1 protein-coding gene and 1 pseudogene are annotated in these 801 nt (G+C 42.9%); one reads left to right on the top strand and one right to left on the bottom strand.

Going from position 1 to position 801, the window contains the following annotated elements:
- Positions 1 to 297: hypothetical protein (locus A3739_RS25805; protein ID WP_197472584.1), on the bottom strand; the 297-nt coding region annotated here is incomplete at its 3' end.
- A gap of 268 nt (positions 298 to 565) precedes the next feature.
- Here A3739_RS25805 and A3739_RS25810 point away from each other — a divergent pair.
- Positions 566 to 801, top strand: a pseudogene (locus tag A3739_RS25810) (malate synthase G); the annotation flags it as partial.

An 801-nucleotide genomic window follows, 5' to 3' on the forward strand; every position in this document is an offset into this window, starting at 1 on the left:
TATAGCTCGCTCGTCTTCTTGGATGTAACCGGCATGTTTAGACGAGGGTTTGAATTTAGTGAGTTCTTTGATGGTTTCGATGGATTGCTCGTGCAGAATTTTTCTCAAAGTAGGGTTGAGGTACTGCGGTGGCATGTTAGATAGAATGTTTTGAATGTTGGTGTGTCGGTCTTGTAGTTTGATGATCAGACGTAATCGCTCAATACGCGCCTTCTCTCTTGCCTGAACGAATACGATCAATGCAATACCTGCGCAAATAAGGCTTCCAATGGCGATGGTAATCGTCACTGCCGACATAAACTAATCTCTAAGCTTGTTGTGATAAATTGTTGTTTTATTTGAGTGTAGCTCAAAATTTGATCACTGCTGCAAAAAGCCTGACTGCTCAGGCGTCTAGCATGACAACGACTATTAACATGGTGAATAGCTTTGCACGTTGTCAGTGGTTGGGATTTGAACGATTTTCATGTACTATCTTCGCCCCTTTTTTAGACGTTTCTCGACTTTTTATCAAGGTATTGAGAGCGGTTTTCTAAGTAATTAAAGCGTTGAGGCGAATACAAATATGACAGAACGCGTTCAAGCTGCGGGCCTTCAGGTCGCAAAAGAGCTATACGATTTCGTAAACGAAAAAGCAATTCCAGGCACAGGTGTTGATCAAGAAGCATTTTGGTCAAGCTTCAGTGCTATCGCGAACGAACTAGCACCACGTAACCGTGAGTTGCTTGCAAAGCGTGATGATATCCAAGCTAAGATTGATGCTTTCCACACCGAGCGTAAAGGTCAAGACTTCGATTTCGC

This window comes from Oleiphilus sp. HI0067 (assembly GCF_001635735.1).